The following is a 2,210-nucleotide window of genomic DNA, read 5'->3' on the forward strand; positions in this document are numbered from 1 at the left end:
GCCCACGAGATTGTCACTAGCATGCCTGGTGCAGATGCATCCAGCGCATTATCAATGAGATTGACAAGCGCACGTTCAAGCTGAAAATAGTCAGCAGAACAGATAACAGGTTTGTCCGGGAGACGCACTGCAAGAGTTACCTCACTTTTTCTCGCTTTTGCACTGCATGAGTCTGCTGCAGTCCGTACAACGACACCAAGTTCCCCAAGTTCAAAATGCATCTGCGGTGGTCGTGCAAATGCAAGCACGTCACCGGTAATCCGCTGCATGGTTGCGGTTGACTCCAGGATAACCGCAGCCGCTGAGGCGAGATCACCTTTCCCGTCCTGTATTCGCCGGGCAAACCCCTCTATCGTGATCAAAGGATTTTTTAAATCGTGGACAATCACGGTGGCTGCTTGGCCAAGTCCAGAAAAAAAACGTTCTTGCCGGGCCAGGGACTGCTGTTCCCGTTCCCGTTGGGCAAACCGGTAGGCAATTGCCACAAAAACACCACTAAACAGCAGATGAAGCGCACGTTCCATCAGTTGGGGAGTGGTTTCAGACCAGGGATGAAAAAAGAAGGGCAGATAGGCCGCTGAAACACCGAGATAGGTGAATACGACCCCTTTGGAACCAAACCGGAGTACACCGAGAATCAATGGCAGGTAAAACAGTTCTTCGAAAATGACACGTGTTGAAAACTGCAGTAATAACAGATAATGCAGTCCGATGATCAGTAATGTCATGCCGGAAAGGGCAAAAATATGTAGGGCAGGTCGAGTCATGGCCTGAGTATAGCCGATTTCACCGGCATTGTCAGTAATCGGTAAGTCCAAAGCCAGACAGAACTTCTGCGTGATTCACTGTTGATTCTCCTCTCCCGCGTGCGAGAGAGGAGAGGGCATAACATCAATGACTCAGATAGGGCAGCATCGGCAGCAGTTGACGGTAATCATCAACAGTCAGCACCGTCTGCCAGTGACCGCTCACCATGCCAAACCCGATGGATCCCATAAACAGGGCAAGAGCAACTGCCGGAAAGACCCAGACCGGCATGGACTGTTTCCAGATCGAGGGACGCATGGCCAGCACCTCCTGGTGTGGACAGGTGGCTACGCAGGTCAGACAGCCGGTACACTCCGGTGAAACAACCGTGGTTATGCTATGCACGGCAATGCCTGCCGGGCAGGCCTGGCTGCACTGGCGGCAATCGGTACAGATTTGTGGGTTGCGACGAATCTTGAACGGGCTAAGCAGACTGACGATGCCGAGCAGAGCGCCATAGGGGCACAGGTAGCGGCACCAGACATTGCGATAGATCAGAGACAACAGGGTCAGCACTATCAGCACCGTTAAGGCAGTGGCCGAAATATGGGTAAAGAAACGCAGCATCTTGGCATCGCTGACCGCCCAGTAGGGCGTATCCAGAAAGGTGGCAATGGCAAAGGCAGGCATATCAAGCAGAATGATCTTTATGAAGAAAAACAGCAGCAGATACTTGATACCCTGCAGCAACAGATCGAGCGGCCTCCAGACCTTGAAATTCCGCCCCAGCAGACGCGCTCCCTGCTTGTACAGAGCCTCAGACATCGTCCCCACCGGACAGATCCAGGAACAGAACGACTTCTTCGCCAGCAGGCTCATCAACAGAATTGCCAGAAAAATCACCAGTGCTGCCGGGTGTACCGGATGGATCTCGCCACTCAGAAGCCAGTGTTTCAGGCTGGTGAGGGCACCGATCGGCAAAAAGCCCTCCACACCAGACGGACGGGAAAAGAATGGTTGAGGATTACCCTGTTCAACGGCTGCCACAAACAGGCCGAACCGGATACCGATTCCGGCGATCCATAACAGAAACAGCCACTGTACTGCCAGACGGATGCGGAGAATATTCCTGGCTGCTATGCTAAGCATGCTGATGCCTCCTTCGCTTTTCTCACAGCATAGCCGGGAACAGATTGCATGACATTGACCTGAGTCAATGAATGTGCGTTACAAGCATGGCAGTATCACAAAACAGAGATGGCGCTATGGAGTAAACGACTTAGTTCACCACAAGTTTCTGCGACGGCTCCGCGCCACAGGAGTTATTAAATAAAGCGCGGGTGCTCCTGACACAGGAAACCCGCGCTTTTTGAGGCACTTTTCAAGAGACCTGCACTGCTAGACCGTAGCTGATAAACCGGTACTATCCACTGATACTTGTGCATAGCTACTTGTACTCTGTT

At 52.3% G+C, this 2,210-nt stretch carries 2 protein-coding genes; both read right to left on the minus strand.

Annotated elements, in window-relative coordinates:
* Positions 1-818, minus strand: an 818-nt coding sequence (locus OEL57_RS16260) for a histidine kinase dimerization/phospho-acceptor domain-containing protein (protein WP_300741929.1), incomplete at its 3' end; no start/stop codon positions are given.
* A gap of 73 nt (positions 819-891) precedes the next feature.
* Positions 892-1,896, minus strand: coding sequence for a 4Fe-4S binding protein (locus tag OEL57_RS16265; RefSeq protein WP_300741930.1), 1,005 nt, complete (start codon positions 1,894-1,896; stop codon positions 892-894).
* Between the last annotated feature and the right edge of the window lie 314 nt (positions 1,897-2,210).

This window comes from Trichlorobacter sp. (assembly GCF_030247655.1).
Taxonomy (GTDB): domain Bacteria; phylum Desulfobacterota; class Desulfuromonadia; order Geobacterales; family Pseudopelobacteraceae; genus Trichlorobacter.

What these genes read in the sequence shown, in the direction of transcription:
- OEL57_RS16265 (WP_300741930.1), bottom strand. Translation starts at nt 1,896, where the DNA reads ATGCTTAGCATAGCAGCCAGGAATATTCTCCGCATCCGTCTGGCAGTA.